Raw genomic sequence first — 18,545 nt, 5'->3', positions numbered from 1 at the left:
ATCGACCAGCCCGACAGTCCTAGCAACAACCCAGTGATCCTGCCGTGCCAAATAATCGCTCGCGCATTCAAAAAAACTATGCTCCAAAGTAAGAGCATAGTTCTATCATTAAATCCAAGTATAAGCTTCTCCCCAGCTTTCCCGGGCGATTTTTTCAATTTCAGCGACGATGCTGTCTTCCACCATGTACGTATCGCCTTGTTCATACGGGTTGTAGTGGAAGGCATACATGCGGGACACGAATTGGTGGAATGGCAGTGAGCATTCTCCTTCAAGTTCACCATTTCCCGTCACGCTTGGTTCGATGCCCTGCCCCCAATTCTGGCTGCTGTCGTTGTTTGGATTGTAGAAATAAATTCTGTATTCTCCGTTTTTATCTTCTGCAATTCTCTGGATAGAAACAGCATGCAGTCCTAAGAGATTTCCATGGACATTTGTTATATATATACCGACTGGGTTAGGATAGATCAGCTCATATCCTTCATTATATTCTGGGTGATGGGTTGCATAAAATAGGCGGACAAACGCATCAAATTCAGATACATACCCGGTTATTGGATCGATAAGATTAAGGAATCCCCTGGGAATCCATTCGCCATAAAATTCCGGGTTCACCCATTTATGGCCGTCTTCGCCCCGTAATAATGTTTTTTTCATCATTTCATTATAAATTTTATCCAGGTGTGGAACTAGAACTTTGGAAACCGGATCTAAATCCTGATGAATTTCTCCTCCGGCAACCCCGCCCTCAAGCGCGCTGGAATGAATGATTTCGCCTTCAAATGTCATATCAATATCGTTATCGCGTGCGCCTCGGGCAATATTTTCTAGCAGCTGGCCAATGCCGTGCTGAGCCCATAAGCTGATGGCCCTCGCGGATTGACAGGTTGGATTTAATCCCTGTCCTACACCAAGCGGCTGCCCAAGAACACTCACGGTTCCCGCAACCAATACTCCATTTGCACTAATACCGTTTTTCCGGTATACAGGCCTTAACAAACTTTTTCTGACTTGAGGGTGGATATCCAATTCCAAAAGACGGCGGATTGCTGGAATTAGAGGCTCCTGCGTGAGAACCCCTCTATCAAGCATTCTTCCCAGCCCATAGATGGCCTGGCATGTCTGAGGATAGATTGACAGCAAAATAATATCACGGATCAGTTCTTTGTTAGCATTTAAGCTCGCCGTTCCGGTTTCTGATAAATCCAATGCTATAGTCATTAAATCTGGATTCGCTCTATTGATAAAGCGGATGAAGGTAGCGTGAAACGGTGATACAAGGCCGGTAGCTTTTACCGATTCTGCAAAGAACTGTGCCTCCTTTTCCAAAACATCTTTGTCGGCTGTTTTTAATTTACTCTGATACTGCCTGGTGTCAGGGAACTCCGCACTCAAAGGAGTAGGGGAAGTAATGGCTTTTTCATATTTAATAAGGCACTCTTTAGCCTTTTCGTCTATGTCTGAATCAACCATATTTTTAGCCATTTCAATCATGCTTATAATACGGTCAACCATGATCGGTCTCTGAACGGTCAAACGTTCAATTTCTCCTACAATCTTATCTGCGATCGCGTTAAAGGAAAGTTCAGATCCTAGGAATTGAAATAGTCGTTCTGCCCGCTCAATATGATCCCCGGATTCGACACGGGCAGCTTCCGTTTCAGGAGGGAACAGCAAATCTAAATTCAGTGCAAGCACTTCGTTTAAAAATGACCGCGCTTCTTCCTGTGAAAGTTGCGGGTGTTTGTAATCTCCCTTAGCAATAGAAAGCATACGCATTTCACTTAACAATTCAATGATGGAATTGACTCCTTTAAGCTTCAGGGATCCGCCGACTAGGGGCGGCTGAAGCTTTGAAGCATTTTCCCAAGGTCCTGAAAAAAAGACTCCCGCTTCATCATATTTAGAAGCATTTTCATAGAGCGCCTGCAGCCCTTCCTCTGTACGGGCCAATTCTGTAGCCAATTGAAATACGTTTGTCTGGTACATACTCTTGGCAAAAGGCTTTGCCTGTTGGAGCGAATCAAGAGCTGATTCGAATTTATCAATAACAGTGGATGTATCTGTTGCCATCTTTTCTTTTCCTCCAGTCACTAAAGGTAAATTATCACTTGTTTCAGCATGTTCCGTATTTCTGGAGGTGTATGCGGTGACTGCATTCTTCACAGTCTGACTGCTGGAAGTGAATGCATGTCCTGCTTCGTCCTCTGAAGCCATTCCGGACGCGTCTAAAGCGGCAGAAGGTTCTTTACTGGTTGAGGCGATTGCGAAATCATCAACATCCTCCATAGAATGGCTGCTGAAAGTATTTTTGGGAGAACCTTCCAGTTTATTTCCGTAACTGCTCGGATCAAATGAACCGACAGCTGATATGAATGTCGAATCTCCAGCATCTCTCATAAAATGGTGTCCGGAATCGCCTTCCGGTGCTGGATCCCCCTCTGCAGTTTCATAACCCGGCTCATATGAGGAAATTTCCTTGCCTTTATTAGTGGCTGAGTCAACATGCTTATCTGCAGCAATGCTATAGAACTCAGAAGGATCAGCTTTGCCCTTATCAGCAGCAGTGCTGGATACGTACGCTGTTTGAGCATCCGCATCCGCAGGATTCTTATCGGCAATTTCGGAAGTGGCGCCGCCGGTATTTCTCCCTATGGAAAATAGGGAATCATAAAGGCGCTTCCATTTTACTGCTGCATTATAAATAAAAGTCATATTTCTCGTACTGCTTCAATAAGCTTCTCATTCTTTCGCTGTCATCACCAAAGAAGAAGATTGTGCCATAGTGGTTACCGAATCCGACCCTTTCTGCCACTTTTGAAGTAACAGGGATAAACATGTCATGTTTTTCAAAGTACGGATTCGTTTTCAATTCTTCCGGTACATTCAACCGTTCGATTAATTTAACTTTTGGATAAACCATTAAGCTGCCAGCATAGCCTTTTGCAGACGTTACTTCTTCCGGGAAAAATGCACGAAGCTCTTCCTCGGTTGTATCCGGATCGCTGCAAAGAATCTGAGCCTGAAACGCACTAAAGCCATAGGCTCGTTCAATCAGTTCGAATATATGGCCGCCAGGTACCCGGGCAGCTACTTCACCAAAGTTCAAGGTGCCATCAGCAGCAATAAAATACTCAGGATGAATGACGCCGTATTTAATTTCAAAGGAATCTACTAATTTCTGAACTTCTTCTCTAATTCTTGGACGCCATTCTTCTAAAGCAGGGGAGGCTGGGATGAAGTTAGAATGTCCAAGCTGTACATATTCCGTAATATTAAGAAACTGGATTTTCCCATTATGAATGAAAGCTTCACAAGAGAATTCCTGTCCATCCAAATGGCTCTCCATCAGGCAGGGGAATTCTGTATCGCCCATTAAATCTATGTCCTGGGCGTCACGGATCAGGCGGTGTCCTACTGTACCGGCTTTATTCAATGGTTTAACATGAATAGGGTCATTTACGTCTCCATCCATTTTTATAAGAGCCTCATTCATTCTTTTTAAAAAGCGGTATACATCATCCTTCGTATAAGCCTCCTCAAAGACGCCTACACGAATCCCGGCCATCTGGGCTTTACGCTTCATTAAACCTTTATCTCTAAGAAGAAGCGAGCGGTTGAAAATTCGGGGATCATTATTGAAATGTGCGTTGAGAGCTCCTGCCCATTCAACGGTTTCTTCATAAATCGGTACAGCTACCTTTGTATTTAATGCTTCTAATTTCTCATAAAGCTCATTTGAGCGTTCGTTTAATTGTTCAAAGTCCCAGGCAACAAACTTAATTCCGTTTTTATCTGCAAACTCCTGGAAGTCCGGCGGACCTACCACGACATACGGTTTATTCAGTTTATCGATTGCTTCAATGGCCGGCAGACTCCAGCCTAATAAAGCGGTTAATTTTGTTTCTTGAATTTCAGGTTTATCCATCCCAATTCCCTGCCTTCTCATAGAATAAAAGAATCTTAACGAACTATATATTTCCTAAATTAAAAGTTTTCAAACATATTTTTTTAAAAAGGTTTAGTCAATTAAAAAAATTGGTAATAGAAGATAGATTCAATAACTTTAAAGGAGTTGCCACGGACAATGACTGAATGGTATAGCAAGCTGAGAGAATATTTCCCTGAAAGAGAGATGAAGTCGGAGGCGCAGATGAAGATTCTGTTCTCCGATAAGGAAGCATATAAGCGGGAAACAGGCCCTGAACATGTTCTCATCTATCTTGAAAAGGAAGATTTTATCTTTGTTGATTACATTCTGATAAGCGGCAAATACCGCGGGAATGGAATGGGCAGCACTCTCTTAAGCAGGCTTAAGAAGAAAAATAAGCCGATTCTGCTTGAAGTAGAGCCGATTACACCATCAGATCTAGATAGCCAAAAAAGAGTGCAATTTTACGAGAGAAATAATTTCAAAAAAGCGAATTCTATCAACTATGAGCGCCGCCACATCATTACAGACGAATTGAACAGTATGGATATCTTTTATTGGTCCCAAGAGCGTAAGAGTGAAGAGTGGGTGTTTGCTAAAATGAAAGAAGTTTACACAGAAGTGCATTCATATAAAGCAGCGGATGTTTATGATAAAGAAATGCAGAATGTATCAGAGGTCCTATCCATGAAAGAGGACAAATGGAGTGTCGCGAAATAAAACCCTTGAAATGAAGATATTGTAAGCGCTCGCTTTTTAACATCAGACATTAACATGTCTGGTGTTTTTGTGTTGGGAGTGTCATTAAATAACAGATGAGTCCGAACGCTCTTTCTTGTATAATTAAGGAAATTATCCAGGAGGTGCTGTTTTGAATTCTACTGAATTGATTATATTGAATCTGGAAGAAATTAGAAGACGGAGCATTAAGGTATGGACTTCTATCCCGGCTGACTATTTAGAGTGGAGGCCAGATGAATCGGCGATGACATGCCTGGAAATGGTGCGCCATGTATTGGATTCAGAACATTATTACCATCTGGCTGTTTTGAATAGGGGAAGCCTTGGGCAGTACGATTCGCCTTTTGATTCACAACCCCTCATGTCTGTTGAGCAGGAATTAGCCATTGCAGAGCCGCTGAGAGCGAGTTTTATAGACATGATAAAATCTGTGAATCCACAAGACTTCACAGATACCTTAATCGACCGTTCTGATGCAGGGTATATTAGAAACCTTGGGGATATGCTTCTCCGGGTTGGATATCATGAAGCTATACATACGGGTCAGCTCCTGGATTATTTAAGGACTGCAGGCCTGACACGAGTAAAGATATGGGATTGATTCATTTACTTACAACATGTTCGGAGTACGATTACTGACATTCATAATAGAGAGTAAAATAGACCTTCCGTGAAGGTTTATTTTTTATGGAGAAGATTGTTTCTTTAAGAGGATTAGAGGGAATTATGAATGAGTCCATGTTCGTAATCGCGGGAAATCATTTTTGATAGAGGGAGATGGAAAGATGGCTAATGTAAATGTTGCGATTATTTATTACAGTTCGACTGGTACCAACTATCAGTTATCTCGATGGGCTGAAGAGGCTGCTTCACAGGCTGGAGCAGAGGTGCGCCTGCTGAAGGTCAAGGAACTTGCTCCAGAAAGCGCGATCTCCCAGAATCCTGCCTGGGAGAAGCATTATAATCAAACAAAGGATGTGCCCGAAGCAACCAATGATGACTTGGAGTGGGCAGATGCTATCATTTTCAGTACTCCTACGAGATTCGGAAATGTGCCGGCTCAAATCAAGCAGTTCCTTGACATGACAGGCGGCATCTGGGCCAAGGGGAAGCTTGTCAATAAAGTCGTTAGTGCCATGAGCTCTGCAAGCAATCTCCACGGAGGGCATGAACAAACGATTACCGCGCTATATACTACCATGATGCATTGGGGCGCGATTCTTGTACCTCCCGGCTATGCGGATCCAATAACCTTTGGTGCTGGCGGCAATCCGTATGGAACATCTGTAACGATTGACCAGGAAGGGAATATGAAAGAAGATGTAGAAGCATCCGTTAAATTCCAGGCGAAGAGAACGATTGAAGTTGCTGGCTGGATTAAGGCGGGAAAACAATCATAAATGGATCAGGGAGAATATCAGCAGATATTCTCTCTTTTTAGCATGCTTTCATTTTCCTGTATTTTTATGGATTTTTTTAACCCTCCCAGTGTTTGATTTCAAATGCCGCGGGAATATATCAACTAACCATCATCCTACTGGTAATTACTAAAAAACACTCTAACAGTTGCTGACTGAAAGCCATCCTGGAACTGATCGGAGGGAAAGATAGTGGTAAAACGATTGTATAGCGCTGTAATAGCAGCTGCCTTGCTTACAGGCTGCGGCCAGACTGAGGAAGCAGCAAAAAACACAGAAGGCGCAGTCCAGAAGGTAAAAGAAGAATCCAAGAAAGCAGTAAATGAAGTAGACAAAAAAACACAGCCGGCACAGGATAAAATCAAGCAGGAAGCTGATACAGGAAACTTAAAAGATAAAACGAACCAGGCTGTCGATAAGGTGAAACAAGAAGCCGATACAGGAAACCTTAAAGACAAAACCAAACAGGCGGTGGACAAGGTAAAGCAAACGATAAATACGGCTAAAACAAAAACTGAGAAGAAAATCCTAGAGCCTGGTGAACAAGCTGTTTTAGAAGAAGATGCCTTCCTTGCTAAAACAGACAGTGAATATGATAAGCTCTACCAGTTTATCAAAATTAATGATTATGATGGAGTATCCAGTCTAGTTAAACAAAATAAAGCGATTGAGTTGAAAAAGGGAGATACGGTAGAGATTATCAGCAGAGAAGCAGTAAAGGCAAAGGTACTTGTAAAGGATACCCAGGATAAGGGATTCCTTCCAACTTCTCTTCTGCAGCCTAGAAATTAAATATCAGAATAGGAGGAGTTTCACCATGCTGGGGATAGTATGGTCCATCATAATTGGCGGATTAATTGGCTGGGTCGCACAGATGATTATAGGCAGAGGCGTGCCAGGAGGTATAATCAGATCCATTGTCTCAGGTTTTGCAGGTGCATGGTTAGGTTCTATGCTGCTCGGCAGTTTTGGCCCGGCAACAGGAGGCTTTGCCATCATACCGGCGTTGATTGGTGCGCTTATCTTTGTGTTCATTCTTAGCATCTTTTTCAGAGAGAGCCGACATAAAGAATCTGGATATATGTGAACAATTGTATGGAACTGAGTTTCCTGGAGGGAGTCTGAATTTCGCGGATGGTTAATGCAGAGGTGAAAAACCCCTGCCATTATGGCAGGTTACCATATAAAGGCGAAGATCCTATGTCTTCGCCTTGTTTAAATAGTAAGAAATAATCAATAATGTGAACCCGCATTTTTGTATAGGTCCATGCTGTTACCCTCATGTTAAAGCCATGCAGCCCAAGGAGAAGAAGAGCACTCATCACGGCAAGATTTAGCAATCAGGATCCCTGCCGGCCTTATCCGCTAAATTGTTTACTTATCAACACTTCGTATCCGGTTTACAAGATATAGGCAGGCCCGCTTTTCCGCAATTTAATTACATAGGAAAAATAGGAGGCTGGTCCAGATAGGGAGCCGAAATAACAATTGGCTCTTCTGTAAGGGGATGAATAAATTCGAGTCTGCATGCGTGCAAAGCCTGTCGTGGTGCGTCAGGCCTGCCTCCGTATAAAAGGTCCCCAACTAACGGATGCCCTATATAACTCAAATGTACACGAATCTGGTGAGTACGCCCTGTATCTAGATGGCATGTGACAAGTGTCTGTCTTTTATCCGGAAAAGTCTGTACCACTTCATAGTGTGTTACAGCAGGCTGGCCGGTGGGGGAAACCCTTCTTCTCGATCCATGGTGACGGTCTTTTCCGATTCCTTCATCGATCTTACCTCTTTTATTTTTAATCAGTCCATGCACCAGCGCCTTATAGGTTCGTTTAATGTTTCTTTCTTTTAATTCCCGGTCCAGTATTGCAGCTGAAAGGCGGTCTTTTGCAAATAAAATGGCTCCGGTCGTATCTCTATCGAGGCGGTGGATATGTGTAGGAAACTGACCTTCCCCATTTGCAAGCATATGGAAGGCTACACCATTTACCAAAGAGTCGGTTTCACCCGGCTGTGATGGATGTGTCTGTAAGCCAGCAGGCTTATTTACAACAATAACATGATCATCCTCATATAATACTTCTATATCCATATATGTCTGCTGTTCTCCTTGTTCCTCGTACAACAGAGGGATCTGAAGCAGATCTCCTTCGTTTAAGACTTCGGTCCAGGGAGCGGCTATTCCCCGCAGCATTACTTTTTTTCCCATCCGCCATTCGTGGATCATCTTTTTAGGTGCACGCCAGTATTGAGTAAATAGTTCCTCAATAGTGAATCCGTTCCACTTCCGAGGAACCCATATATGCAGGGAAGAACCCTTCTTTTCGGTTTTTATCAACTATGCCACTTCTTTCCTATTGAATAATGGATAAAATAGTAACAACCATAAGTTTCATCCATTTATTTCCCATCTATTACCGTCAAAATAACTATGTAATTGCCAAGTGGTTTAAATTTCCACCCTACTTTTGAATGATTTTATGTTATCCTAAAAAAAGGAAACACAATATACAGAATAAACAGGATAATATGCTTAAGGGTGGTTTTTTTCGTGAGAGTCGTTTTTGCTTCGACAACAGAACAAGAACAGGAAATTTCTGAGCTTGTTCACTATTTTTATGAATCGGTATTTCCACTATATTTTACCAAAAGTGATATTGCGCAATTTAAAGAAATTGGCGTCCTGCAGACAACAACAAAAAGTTTTGAGTACTTCGGAACCTTAAAAGATGCGTTTCACGTGATGACTAGTTTACATGTTATTTTAACAGTTTTAGAAAAAAAGAGAGCAAATATTGAAATGGCAGAAGAAAAGCTTGAAAATTTATTTTTTCACAACGCTAACCTGCTAAATAAATACGGCATTTATTTTCCATTATCCTTCGACCAATTCAGCTACATACATACACCTACAAAGGATTTGAATTTATTTATCAATCCAGCCAACGAAATACTAGTGTGAGCTGCAAGAACTGCAAATGGCCAAACGAGGCATTGCAGTTCTTTTTTTGATCGTCTCTTTTAGACGATCAGGTGAAAATCCACCCACAGGGAATTTCGCAAAACGAAAAAAGCTGGTAAAGCAAAAATCAATTGCCTCGCCAGCTCTATGTTACTTCAATGTGTATTTATCAAACCAATTACTGAATATTTCTTTTTCGTTATATCCAACAATACGGGCTGTTTCTTTTCCATCCTTAAACTGGACGAGGGTAGGAGTGGATTCTATTCCATAATCATCCCAGCCTTGTTCGAATTCCTGCAGATTGTATTGGTCGATGTGGATGTCCTTGCTTTTAGCAAGCGGCATTAGTTCGGGCGTGGTCCTTTTACAATGCGGGCATGTCGAACTATAGAAATAAACCGTTACATCCTCCTTGTTATCCAATTTCTTTTTTAGTTCATCGGGAAGGATCAGATTCTTATAATTGGGATCATCCAGCTGATCGACAGTAGCAGGATTAAGTTCTTCTTTCCCATAAGGATTGTCTGCTGTCTTTTCTTTTTGCTGCATATTGTTAACCACTGCGATAGCCCCAAATAGGGCAATGATAAGGACTAGAAAAATAATGACCTTCTTCATATCGTCAATCCTCCTTTGAATGTTTCCAGACTAGCAGACTTGCAATAAAGATCAAGATAAATGCTGTTAATGCAAGTAATGGGATCGTTATGAATCCAAGCCAGTTTATGTAGTCTGAGGTACAGGGAACCCGTCCGCAGGCAGGTGCTGAATCAGTAAAGAAAGCAACCTTCTGAATCAGGAAATGATAGAGAGAAATCAGGCCGCCTATAGCTGAGAGAATCATGGTGTATATACTTATTTTAAAGTGTTTCTTTACAACTGCTATTCCCAGAATCACTGCCATTGGATACATCAGTATCCGTTGATACCAGCATAGTTCACAGGGCTCGTACCCTTTTATCTCGGAAAAATAGAGGCTGCCAAACATGGCGATGACTGAGACACCCCAGGCGAAGAATAGCAGATTTTCCTTTTTGCTGTCAGTTTTCTTCATATTTTCATCCCCGAATATTTGAATTGAAGATAATCATCTAAAATTATATGTGCTAATAGATAGATTGTAAATAACAATTCCTACTAGCAATTTTTTCTCAGCATCGAGGCCTTTCTTAATAAGATTCTGCCTATCTTCAAAGACTAAGGCTAGAAGCTTACGGCTAAGTATAGAAGGACGGAAAAATCGGCCTCCGACAAGGCAGCCAAGCTCCAGTCATCTCTTACTATAACTATTCATAGGTATGAACTATAGACCTGGATGGGAAAGAGTTTAACAGTACCAGCGTTACGGGTATTAACATTATTGGATACTTCATTGCATAAGGAGTGCTTATAGATGAGCGAAGAACTTGATTTACATAAATTCGAAAAAAAATTAATCATACGAAATATAGAGCATAAAGATATAGATGCCATTCTTGAGATGCAGCTATTGTGTTTTCCTGGGATGAGTCCATGGAAAAGGGAACACTTGGAGAGCCATCTTTCTATTTTCCCGGAGGGGCAGTTCTGTGCTGAATTCGATGGCAGGATCATAGGGTCCTGCTCGAGTTTAATCATCAACTTCGATGAGTATGATGACCGCCATTCCTGGGACGATGTAACGGATAATGGTTACATCACGAACCATAATCCAGATGGATATAACTTATATGGCATTGAGGTAATGGTCCACCCAGAATTCCGCCGTATGAAGATTGGACATCGCCTGTATGAAGCCAGGAAGGAACTGGCCCGCCAATTAAACCTGAAAAGCATTATCATCGGAGGCCGTATACCCAATTATCATAAATTTGCTGATGAATATACACCAAGAGAATACGTTCAGGAAGTAATCCTCCACAAGCTTTATGATCCAGTCCTGTCGTTCCAGCTTCTAAATGAGTTTAGTTTAATGCGGATCAATCCAAATTATCTTCCTGATGACAAACAATCGGGTAAGTATGCAACGTTAATGGAATGGAATAACATTGACTACCTTCCAAAGACGAACCGGTTCTTTAAAACATCACAGCCAGTACGTATCTGTGTTGTGCAATATATGATGCGCCAGATCAGTTCTTTTGATGATTTTGCCAATCAAGTTGAATATTTTACAGACGTCGCTTCCGATGCGGGTGCTGACTTTGCTGTTTTTCCGGAGATTTTCACCACCCAATTGATGTCATTTTTGAGTGAACGGTCACCGAGTATGGCGGTAAGGAAAATCACGGAGTTTACAGAACCTTTTATCGAGCTCTTTACGGACCTTGCTGTCAGATATAATGTGAACATTATAGGCGGATCCCATTTTGTGATGGAGGATGATGATAATATTTACAATATCAGCTATCTGTTCCGGAGAGACGGCACAATCGAAAAGCAATACAAGATCCATATAACGCCTAACGAACGTAAATGGTGGGGCATCAGCCCTGGAGATCAGGTCGAAGTGTTTGATACAGACTGCGGAAAAATTGCGATTCAGATCTGCTATGATATCGAGTTCCCTGAACTGGCAAGGATTGCAACAGACAAAGGAGCAAAGATTATCTTCACTCCTTTCTGTACGGAGGACAGACAAGGGTATCTGCGTGTCCGTTACTGTGCGCAGGCACGCGCAGTTGAAAACCAAATTTATACGGTTATATCCGGTACAGTCGGCAATCTGCCGCAGACAGAGAACATGGATATCCAATATGCCCAGTCCGGGATATTTGCTCCATCCGATTTTGAATTTGCCCGGGATGGGATAGTCGGTGAGACGAACCCTAATATCGAGATGGTCTTGATTGGCGATGTTGATCTTGAAATCCTTCGCCGCCAGAGGCAGTCCGGAACAGTTAACCAGCTGCGGGACCGCAGGCATGACGTATACAAAATACACTATAAGAAATAAAAGATAAGGAATGGGGGCTGACCTCATTCCATTTTTACTGTAAAATTATCTTTGACTTTGAAAGGGTTTTTCATGATTTAGCTTGAATTAATAAAGTGAGACTATATTCTATCTATTAAACGGGAGATGATCAAATGGATTTTAAACAAATCGCAGCACAGTGGGAAGCATTTTCCGGGCTTGATATCGAAATTAAGAATGAATTATTGGAGCTCAAAAAAAATGAAAAGGCTTTAGAAGATGCTTTTTATAAAAATCTAGAGTTTGGTACAGGCGGGATGAGGGGAGAAATAGGTGCAGGTACCAACCGGATGAATATCTATACGGTGCGAAAGGCCACAGCTGGTCTGGCTGATTATATTTCTTCATATGGAGAGGAAGCGAAAAAGCGCGGGGTTGTCATTGCTTATGACTCCAGGCATAAATCGCCGGAGTTCTCTATGGAAGCCGCAAAGACACTGGCTTCACAAGACATCCAGGTGTATCTGTTTGAGAGCTTACGCCCTACTCCGGAATTATCATTTGCGGTTAGAAAACTTCATGCTTACGCAGGCATCGTTATAACAGCAAGCCATAATCCACCGGAATACAATGGATATAAGGTCTATGGCCCGGATGGTGCCCAGCTGCCGCCGGAGCCGGCTGATGCCGTTATCCAGTATGTGAATAAAATAGAAAATGAACTGCTTCTTGACGTACAGGATGAAGGTGAGCTGCTGAAAAAAGGGCTCATTAAAATGATCAGTGAAGAAGTGGATGCAGCATATAATGAACAGCTGATGAGCATCTCGGAAAACCCAGATCTTGCAGCTTCTGTTGACTTGAACATCGTGTTTACCGCTTTACATGGTACAGCTAATCTTCCAGTACGAAGAGGACTCGAATCCATGGGATATAAGAATATATTTATAGTAGAGGAACAGGCTCAGCCGGATCCTGACTTTTCGACGGTTGCATCGCCAAATCCAGAAGAGCATGCAGCATTTAAGCTGGCAATTCAAAAGGGAAAAGAAGTGGCTGCGGATCTATTAATAGCAACTGATCCGGATGCTGACAGACTGGGTGTAGCTGTCAAAAATCCTGAAGGAGAATACGTCGTCCTTACGGGAAATCAGACTGGCGCTATTCTGCTTGAATATCTTCTGTCACAGAAGAAAGCAAAAGGCACGCTGCCAAGCAACGGCATTGTTATGAAAACAATCGTTACTTCTGAGATAGGCAGAGCTATAGCCGAAGCGTATGGTTTACAGGCAGAAGATGTACTGACAGGATTCAAATTTATCGCTGAGAAGATTGGCGAATATGAAAAATCAAAGGAACATACCTTCTTGTTCGGCTATGAAGAAAGCTATGGCTATTTAATCGGCGATTTTGCCCGCGATAAGGATGCCATACAGGCCGCTCTTCTGGCGGCAGAAGTGGCTGCGTATTATAAAAATAGGGGTATGACCCTGTATCAGGGACTGAACGAAATATTTGAAAAGTACGGAACATATTTAGAAAGCCTGCGTTCCTTAACATTAAAGGGAAAAGACGGGGCAGAACAGATTCAGCAGATTCTTACAGATTTCAGAAGCAATCCTCCTAAAGAACTTGCAGGACTTAGAGTTAGCCTAATGGAGGATTACCAAAAGAGCATTAGATTCAACCTTGAGGAAAAAACGAATGAAGAAATTCATCTTCCAAAGTCCAATGTGCTGAAGTACTTCCTTGAGGACGGCACATGGGTCTGCTTAAGGCCGTCAGGAACAGAGCCAAAGATTAAATTCTATTTCGGAGTCAACGATACTTCCAGGGAAAAAGCAGCGGAAAAACTTCAAAATGTGCAGCAGGCATTCATGGACGTGTCATATATCGCTAAATTAAGTTAACTAAAAACTCAGCTGTCTCCATGTCAGCTGAGTTTTTTTATGATTAGCCGTCCTTACGCTTCCATAAGGGATTGCTAACCCTTTATTGCTTTAGTTCTTAGGGTAAGCGGTAAGAGCCTGGAGAGAATAGCACAGCCTCGAATGGAAATGCTATACACAATTGTTACCCGAACATCACCAAGGAGTCAGCTGTCTTTGCTGATGCATGGTCAATATATCTTAATAAGCCGTAAAGGTGCTTTTCAATTACTGAGTAATCTTTTTCAAAGTGGTATGAGTGAAGGAACATTTCGATCTTCTTTGATAGAAAATGATCCTTCGTTCTAACCATCAGGATTAAAAGGTTATCCCACTCAGACCTATGCGTGTAATACAAAGCCCGGTCGTAATCCACTTTAGTCATTGTTTTTCCTCCTCTTTAGGAGTTAATAGTAGTGTGTGCGGTTTTTGTCCTTTGTTTCTCAGAAAAACTTGGACATTACGCCGTATAGGCATTGTTTGTTTTTCCCTGAATCAAAAGCAGGAGTATAGGGGAAATTAGCATATCTAAATGTTGTTTGGACCCTGCTGTTTTAAAACAAACTGGATTTTCCAAAGCCTGTCGTCATTTTCTCTTATCTTTTACATACATTGTGGTAAGAAGAAAAGGGGGAGAGGCAAAGTGCGAGAATCTGATCAAAAAGCCCTTGAATATGCCATAAGTGAAATAACCGAAATTGCTACCGGTTTCGGACTCGACTTTTATCCGATGCGCTATGAAATCTGTCCATCAGAAATAATTTATACATTTGGGGCATACGGGATGCCAACCCGATTTTCTCACTGGAGCTTTGGAAAGCAATTTCACAAAATGAAGCTTCATTATGATCTGGGGTTAAGCAAGATTTATGAGCTGGTTATTAATTCTGATCCTTGTTATGCTTTCTTATTGGACTCTAACTCGCTAATTCAAAATAAATTAATTGTGGCACATGTTCTTGCCCACTGCGATTTCTTCAAAAATAATGTCCGCTTTCAAAACACCAAGCGGGATATGGTCGAAAGTATGGCAGCCACGGCAGACCGGATCCGTCAGTATGAGATACAATATGGAAAAGAAGAAGTCGAGTCGTTCCTGGATGCGGTATTAGCGGTTGAGGAGCATATTGATCCCTCATTAATGAGGCCAAAGCTTTCCTGGTCCATTCATGATGATGAGGAGGAGTCAGGAGAAAAAATACTCACTACCCCTTACGATGACTTATGGAAACTGGATCATAAGAGCTCCAGCCCAAAATCGGAGAAACGGAAAACGAAAAAGTTTCCGCCAAAGCCGGAAAAGGATATTCTCCTCTTTATTGAGCAATACAGCCGGAATCTATCAGAATGGCAGCGGGATATACTGACCATGATGCGTGAGGAGATGCTGTACTTCTGGCCACAGCTGGAGACTAAGATTATGAACGAGGGCTGGGCCTCATTCTGGCATCAGCGGATTCTTCGCGAACTTAACTTGACGAGCAGTGAAGCCATAGAATTTGCAAAGCTGAATGCAGGTGTGGTGCAGCCATCAAGAACGAGTATCAATCCGTATTATTTAGGTCTAAAAATATTTGAAGATATTGAAGAACGCTATAATAATCCAACCAAAGAAATGAAAGAACGAGGCATAAAGCCGGGTTCGGGCCGTGAACAAATGTTTGAAGTTAGAGAAATAGAATCCGATATATCATTCTTGCGGAATTACCTTACCAAAGACCTTGTCATGCGGGAAGATATGTACTTGTTCCAGAAGCAGGGGAAAGAATACAAAGTTGTAGATAAACAGTGGGAGCATGTCCGCGACCAGCTTGTCGGCATGCGGGTGAACGGAGGCTTCCCGTTTATTACGGTAAACGATGGAGATTATTTGAAAAATGGGGAGCTGTATTTAAAACACTGGTATGAGGATATTGAGCTGGATGTCAAATACCTAGAGAAAGTACTCCCTTACCTTCACCAGCTGTGGGGCCGGCCAGTGCACTTAGAGAGCATGTATGAAGGACGAAACATTGTCTTCAGTTACGACGGAAAAGGCGTGCATAGGAAGTATATATAATTCAAAGAACTGCTGATGTATGAGTCAGCAGTTCGTTTTTTTAGATGGTGGATAAATCAATTGGTTGGAATTCTTTTTCGCCAGGCTGAGAAGGTGGGTTTCCAAATGGCATTTAAGCGATAAGCTTCCAATTAAATGGGTATCACAAACGAACAAGGCAAAACTAAAAGGCCTGAGCCCGGATGAATACCGAGTTCAGACCTTAATGGCTGCCTATAATTAAAGAATCGTGTCTAACTTTATGAGGGCACTTCACACAGCAGGCTGTTTTAACGCCTGTAAAACATATACCCTTTGTTAGTTTGTTAAACAATTTCATAAATTTTATTCTAAATTGGACTCTCCCCATTCAGACATACTATGAAGGATGGGTACAAACCGCTGACCAAGTTTTGTTAAAGAATATTCTACTCTTGGTGGAACCTCTTTATAAATTTTACGATGTAAGAGTCCATCACTTTCTAATTCTCTGAGTTGCTTCGTTAGCATCGATTGTGTAATATCTGGAAAAACGCGTTTTATCTCCCCAAATCTTCTTGTTTCTTCGGAAATATACCACAAAAGTGACAATTTCCACTTCCCGCCAACCATTTTTTGTACTTTATTTAGTCCACAATCAGAGGAATACTTCTTGCTGTGGTTCATAATTTCCACCTCCAAAAATATATATTATGCTCTTAAAAGTGTGCAAAATCACATTAGTATTATTTTTGATAGTATGTTCTAAAAATAATCGTACTTGTTTATAATAAGATACTCAAATAAGATAATAATAGCAAGTTTAGTAAGAAAAATCACTACAATATTTAAAATCTACTTTATAGATTATGGAGGAATAACGATTGAAATCTTCAGACATGAAAAAGTACAATACGCCTGCCATCTTGGCTTCGCTGCTTATCTGCGGTTTTGTCGGCATGTTTAGCGAGACCGCTCTAAATATAGCCATGACTAATTTAATGGTAGTGTTCCAAATTTCAGCTGCAACCGCACAGTGGTTAACTACCGGGTTCCTGTTGACTCTTGGCATTTTAATGCCGATGAGCGGGCTGCTGCTGCAGAGGTTTACAACGAGACAACTGTTCACAGGTTCGCTCACAAGCTTGATTCTAGGTACACTAATTGCGGCGCTCGCGTTTAATTTTGAAATGTTGATGGTCGCTCGAGTTTTGCAGGCTGCAGGCATGGGGTTATTGCTGCCGCTCATGTTCAATACGATTCTTGTCATATACCCGCCGGAAAAGCGTGGGGCGGCAATGGGCTTCGTTGGACTTGTAATCATGTTTGCGCCAGCAACCGGCCCGACCATTGGCGGTCTATTAATCGAGTATTTAACATGGCATTATATTTTCTGGTTCTCTCTGCCGTTCCTGGTTATTGGGTTGTTTGTAGGGGTTAAGTACCTGGAAAATGTTACTGATGTTACGAAGCCCCGGATTGACCTGCTATCTGTCGCATTGTCAACAATCGGCTTTGGAGGGGTTGTCTTCGGCTTCAGTAAGGCAGGCGAAGGATCTGAAGGCTGGGGCAGCGCAGTTGTGGTCACTTCAATCATTGTTGGGCTCGTCGCTCTGGTGCTGTTCATAATGCGGCAGAACGCCATGAGGGATCCGATGATGAATCTTAGCGTTTTCAAGTACCCCATGTTCGTTGTTGGGCTGCTCCTGATACTGTCGTGTATGCTGATCATGATGTCGAGCATGATTATCCTGCCGATGTTTCTGCAGACGGGTGCAGGTCTGTCTGTTTTCGCTACGGGACTAATGCTTTTGCCGGGAAGCGCGCTGAACGGTATCCTCTCCCCGCGTATGGGTCGCTTGTTCGATAAATATGGGCCTAAATGGCTGGTTATTCCCGGACTCGTGACCGTTGTAGTCATGTTATGGTTCTTTACTACACTATCTCCTGCTTCTTCAGTGGCTTTTATCGTGGCTTTGCATATCGGGCTCATGATTGGGGTAGGCATGATATGGATGCCTGCTCAAACGAACGGGCTAAATCAATTGCCGCCGGAGTTATACCCGCACGGCACGGCAGTCATGAACACCCTGCAGCAGGTGGTAGGCGCAATTGGAACAGCGGTCGCAATCAGCATTCTTACGGGCGGTATGGACAAATACTTGCACGGCTCCTCCGCTCCGGCCAAACAGGCTGAAATTGCAAACGCGATGACGGCTGGATCACAAAACGTGTTCCTGTTTGCGATGATTATAGCACTGATTGGCGTTGTCATAGCATTCTTCATCCGACGCGTCGCAGTCAGCCCCGAAGCGGTGCATTCGCCACATTGATGTGTTGGTGTCGGTTGGAATTTTATGAGTTGGAATCAACCGGATATGCTCATTGTGAAGAACTACCTTAAACAAACGGGAGCATTGACCCAAAAAGGATCAATGCTCTTTTTTTGTTTAGCCATAGGGTGGCATTCCTATAACAAAGAAAAGTGTGTGAAACAATGTACTTAAGCTAACGGGTGCGGTAGTTGAGGAAGGAGACAGACAGTCGTCCATTCGAGGGTTGATTGTTTGAGCATATTGTAAACTTCGTTTATCGTCCTGTTCAAATAACGGTGTATTAGTTGACCTTAAGAAAAGTAAGCAGGTATTC

17 protein-coding genes are annotated in these 18,545 nt (G+C 42.3%); 10 read left to right on the top strand and 7 right to left on the bottom strand.

The genetic code is table 11. The features are described from left to right. Nucleotides 1-108: 108 nt before the first annotated feature. Together CUU66_RS14935 and CUU66_RS14930 are read right to left on the bottom strand one after the other, a co-directional pair. On the bottom strand, nucleotides 109-2,715 hold the full coding sequence (locus CUU66_RS14935; protein ID WP_257968014.1) for a hypothetical protein: 2,607 nt from the start codon (nucleotides 2,713-2,715) through the stop codon (nucleotides 109-111). After that, nucleotides 2,699-3,928 carry an ATP-grasp domain-containing protein gene (locus tag CUU66_RS14930; protein WP_101643545.1) on the bottom strand — a complete coding sequence of 410 codons (1,230 nt, stop codon included), beginning with the start codon at nucleotides 3,926-3,928 and terminating at the stop codon, nucleotides 2,699-2,701. The genes CUU66_RS14935 and CUU66_RS14930 overlap by 17 nt, the downstream gene beginning before the upstream one ends. A 159-nt stretch (nucleotides 3,929-4,087) precedes the next feature. Here CUU66_RS14930 and CUU66_RS14925 point away from each other — a divergent pair, with 159 nt between their 5' ends. The 5 genes from CUU66_RS14925 (at nucleotide 4,088) to CUU66_RS14905 (ending at nucleotide 7,177) form a co-directional block, all read left to right on the top strand. Next, on the top strand, nucleotides 4,088-4,651 hold the full coding sequence (locus tag CUU66_RS14925) for a GNAT family N-acetyltransferase (RefSeq protein ID WP_101643542.1): 564 nt from the start codon (nucleotides 4,088-4,090) through the stop codon (nucleotides 4,649-4,651). A gap of 151 nt (nucleotides 4,652-4,802) precedes the next feature. Then, on the top strand, nucleotides 4,803-5,273 hold the full coding sequence (locus CUU66_RS14920) for a DinB family protein (RefSeq protein WP_101643540.1): 471 nt from the start codon (nucleotides 4,803-4,805) through the stop codon (nucleotides 5,271-5,273). Between the two features lie 184 nt (nucleotides 5,274-5,457). After that, the gene (gene wrbA, locus CUU66_RS14915) at nucleotides 5,458-6,072 is read left to right on the top strand and encodes an NAD(P)H:quinone oxidoreductase (protein WP_101643537.1); all 615 of its coding nucleotides are present in this window, start codon (nucleotides 5,458-5,460) and stop codon (nucleotides 6,070-6,072) included. Nucleotides 6,073-6,282: 210 nt separating this feature from the next. Beyond that, nucleotides 6,283-6,882, top strand: coding sequence for a hypothetical protein (locus CUU66_RS14910; RefSeq protein ID WP_101643535.1), 600 nt, complete (start codon nucleotides 6,283-6,285; stop codon nucleotides 6,880-6,882). A 25-nt stretch (nucleotides 6,883-6,907) separates the two neighbouring features. After that, nucleotides 6,908-7,177, top strand: a complete 270-nt coding sequence (locus tag CUU66_RS14905; RefSeq protein ID WP_101643533.1) for a GlsB/YeaQ/YmgE family stress response membrane protein — start codon at nucleotides 6,908-6,910, stop codon at nucleotides 7,175-7,177. 351 nt (nucleotides 7,178-7,528) lie between these two features. Here the strand turns inward: CUU66_RS14905 and CUU66_RS14900 are convergent, their stop codons facing one another. Further along, nucleotides 7,529-8,428: an RluA family pseudouridine synthase gene (locus CUU66_RS14900; protein ID WP_257968013.1), complete on the bottom strand. Its 900-nt coding sequence runs from the start codon at nucleotides 8,426-8,428 to the stop codon at nucleotides 7,529-7,531. A 213-nt stretch (nucleotides 8,429-8,641) separates the two neighbouring features. On the opposite strand from CUU66_RS14900, the gene CUU66_RS14895 reads away from it, so the two are divergent. Further along, nucleotides 8,642-9,052, top strand: coding sequence for a DUF5365 family protein (locus CUU66_RS14895; RefSeq protein WP_101643530.1), 411 nt, complete (start codon nucleotides 8,642-8,644; stop codon nucleotides 9,050-9,052). Between the two features lie 150 nt (nucleotides 9,053-9,202). Here the strand turns inward: CUU66_RS14895 and CUU66_RS14890 are convergent, their stop codons facing one another. Both CUU66_RS14890 and CUU66_RS14885 read right to left on the bottom strand, forming a co-directional pair. Beyond that, the gene (locus CUU66_RS14890; RefSeq protein WP_101643528.1) at nucleotides 9,203-9,673 is read right to left on the bottom strand and encodes a thioredoxin family protein; all 471 of its coding nucleotides are present in this window, start codon (nucleotides 9,671-9,673) and stop codon (nucleotides 9,203-9,205) included. 4 nt (nucleotides 9,674-9,677) lie between these two features. Beyond that, the gene (locus tag CUU66_RS14885; protein ID WP_101643527.1) at nucleotides 9,678-10,109 is read right to left on the bottom strand and encodes a disulfide oxidoreductase; all 432 of its coding nucleotides are present in this window, start codon (nucleotides 10,107-10,109) and stop codon (nucleotides 9,678-9,680) included. A gap of 339 nt (nucleotides 10,110-10,448) precedes the next feature. Here CUU66_RS14885 and CUU66_RS14880 point away from each other — a divergent pair, with 339 nt between their 5' ends. Continuing rightward, nucleotides 10,449-11,990, top strand: coding sequence for a bifunctional GNAT family N-acetyltransferase/carbon-nitrogen hydrolase family protein (locus CUU66_RS14880; protein ID WP_101643525.1), 1,542 nt, complete (start codon nucleotides 10,449-10,451; stop codon nucleotides 11,988-11,990). Between the two features lie 134 nt (nucleotides 11,991-12,124). Then, on the top strand, nucleotides 12,125-13,861 hold the full coding sequence (locus CUU66_RS14875) for a phospho-sugar mutase (protein WP_101643523.1): 1,737 nt from the start codon (nucleotides 12,125-12,127) through the stop codon (nucleotides 13,859-13,861). A 163-nt stretch (nucleotides 13,862-14,024) separates the two neighbouring features. Here CUU66_RS14875 and CUU66_RS14870 read toward each other — a convergent pair whose 3' ends face one another. Further along, a complete protein-coding gene (locus tag CUU66_RS14870) occupies nucleotides 14,025-14,264 on the bottom strand; it encodes a YhdB family protein (protein ID WP_101643522.1) in 240 nt (79 codons plus the stop codon). Between the two features lie 258 nt (nucleotides 14,265-14,522). Between CUU66_RS14870 and CUU66_RS14865 the strand changes: the two genes are divergently transcribed. Continuing rightward, the gene (locus CUU66_RS14865; protein ID WP_101643520.1) at nucleotides 14,523-15,938 is read left to right on the top strand and encodes a SpoVR family protein; all 1,416 of its coding nucleotides are present in this window, start codon (nucleotides 14,523-14,525) and stop codon (nucleotides 15,936-15,938) included. Between the two features lie 324 nt (nucleotides 15,939-16,262). Here the strand turns inward: CUU66_RS14865 and CUU66_RS14860 are convergent, their stop codons facing one another. Next, complete coding sequence (locus CUU66_RS14860) at nucleotides 16,263-16,583, bottom strand: winged helix-turn-helix transcriptional regulator (RefSeq protein WP_101643518.1); 321 nt, start codon at nucleotides 16,581-16,583, stop codon at nucleotides 16,263-16,265. Between the two features lie 212 nt (nucleotides 16,584-16,795). Here CUU66_RS14860 and CUU66_RS14855 point away from each other — a divergent pair, with 212 nt between their 5' ends. Beyond that, on the top strand, nucleotides 16,796-18,229 hold the full coding sequence (locus CUU66_RS14855) for a DHA2 family efflux MFS transporter permease subunit (RefSeq protein ID WP_180955301.1): 1,434 nt from the start codon (nucleotides 16,796-16,798) through the stop codon (nucleotides 18,227-18,229). Nucleotides 18,230-18,545: the final 316 nt, after the last annotated feature.

Source organism: Peribacillus deserti (assembly GCF_002863585.1).
GTDB classification, from domain to species: Bacteria; Bacillota; Bacilli; order Bacillales; family DSM-1321; genus Paraperibacillus; species Paraperibacillus deserti_A.
The sequence above is the reverse complement of the archived record's forward strand: the minus strand, read 5'-3'. Positions and strand labels throughout refer to the sequence as shown.

Coding starts and splice junctions, on each gene's coding strand:
- CUU66_RS14925 (WP_101643542.1), top strand. CDS start 4,088: ATGACTGAATGGTATAGCAAGCTGAGAGAATATTTCCCTGAAAGAGAG.
- CUU66_RS14880 (WP_101643525.1), top strand. CDS start 10,449: ATGAGCGAAGAACTTGATTTACATAAATTCGAAAAAAAATTAATCATA.
- CUU66_RS14860 (WP_101643518.1), bottom strand. CDS start 16,583: ATGAACCACAGCAAGAAGTATTCCTCTGATTGTGGACTAAATAAAGTA.
- CUU66_RS14935 (WP_257968014.1), bottom strand. CDS start 2,715: ATGACTTTTATTTATAATGCAGCAGTAAAATGGAAGCGCCTTTATGAT.
- CUU66_RS14905 (WP_101643533.1), top strand. CDS start 6,908: ATGCTGGGGATAGTATGGTCCATCATAATTGGCGGATTAATTGGCTGG.
- CUU66_RS14930 (WP_101643545.1), bottom strand. CDS start 3,928: ATGGATAAACCTGAAATTCAAGAAACAAAATTAACCGCTTTATTAGGC.
- CUU66_RS14890 (WP_101643528.1), bottom strand. CDS start 9,673: ATGAAGAAGGTCATTATTTTTCTAGTCCTTATCATTGCCCTATTTGGG.
- wrbA (WP_101643537.1), top strand. CDS start 5,458: ATGGCTAATGTAAATGTTGCGATTATTTATTACAGTTCGACTGGTACC.
- CUU66_RS14855 (WP_180955301.1), top strand. CDS start 16,796: ATGAAAAAGTACAATACGCCTGCCATCTTGGCTTCGCTGCTTATCTGC.
- CUU66_RS14875 (WP_101643523.1), top strand. CDS start 12,125: ATGGATTTTAAACAAATCGCAGCACAGTGGGAAGCATTTTCCGGGCTT.
- CUU66_RS14885 (WP_101643527.1), bottom strand. CDS start 10,109: ATGAAGAAAACTGACAGCAAAAAGGAAAATCTGCTATTCTTCGCCTGG.
- CUU66_RS14870 (WP_101643522.1), bottom strand. CDS start 14,264: ATGACTAAAGTGGATTACGACCGGGCTTTGTATTACACGCATAGGTCT.